Raw genomic sequence first — 848 nt, 5'->3', positions numbered from 1 at the left:
AACCGTAAGCGTTGGATCCTCGCAGGTCCTGCTGCATCGGGTGACATTATCATCGATGATGGTGCGGTAAATGCGGTTGTTGGTAAAGGCAGCAGCTTGCTAGCAAAAGGGGTCATCAAGGTGAGCGGTGATTTTGCCCGTGGTGAAGTTGCTCGCGTAACAAATTCTCATGGCAAACTGGTTGCGCGTGGTATTAGTGCCTACTCAAGTGAAGACTTGGCAAAAATTACTGGCAAACACAGTAAAGACATCATCTCTATTTTGGGTCATGACTACGGCTCAGAAGTGATTCATCGCGATGATCTTGTCGTCATTCAAGAATAGAAATTGAGGGAAGCAACGTGGATTTAACGAATATGGGTAAAGCTGCTAAAGATGCAGCTTTCGAATTGGCGACGGCGTCAACTGCTCAAAAGAACCAAGCTCTAGCGATCATCGCAGATGAGCTAGAAGCAAACTCAGCTGCGATTTTGGCAGCAAACGCAAAAGACATCGAACTTGGTCGCGAAGCTGGTCTGACCGATGCGCTGCTAGACCGTCTACTGTTGAATGAAGAACGCTTAACGGGCATTGCAAATGATGTTCGCAATGTGATCAGCCTAAACGATCCTGTGGGCAGCGAAATCGACAGTAAAGTGCTAGAAAATGGTATGTCTCTCTCTCGCCGCCGTGTACCACTTGGTGTTGTGGGTGTGATTTATGAAGCGCGTCCAAATGTGACCATCGACATTGCCGCACTGTGCCTGAAAACGGGTAACGCCAGCATCCTACGCGGTGGTAAAGAGACGTTTTTCTCTAACATGGAACTTGTGAAAGTTATCCAATCAGCCCTTGCAAAAGCAAACTTG

At 47.6% G+C, this 848-nt stretch carries 2 protein-coding genes; both read left to right on the top strand.

Going from position 1 to position 848, the window contains the following annotated elements; genetic code table 11:
- The coding region (locus tag R8O11_RS26335) for a PUA domain-containing protein (protein WP_318194757.1) at window positions 1-324 on the top strand (324 nt) is incomplete at its 5' end.
- Between the two features lie 17 nt (window positions 325-341).
- Window positions 342-848 (top strand): aldehyde dehydrogenase family protein (locus tag R8O11_RS26330; RefSeq protein ID WP_318194756.1); only part of this gene is annotated, 507 nt, incomplete at its 3' end.

It is taken from the genome of Vibrio sp. 1288 (assembly GCF_033344475.1).
This window is presented reverse-complemented; position numbering and strand designations above follow the sequence as displayed.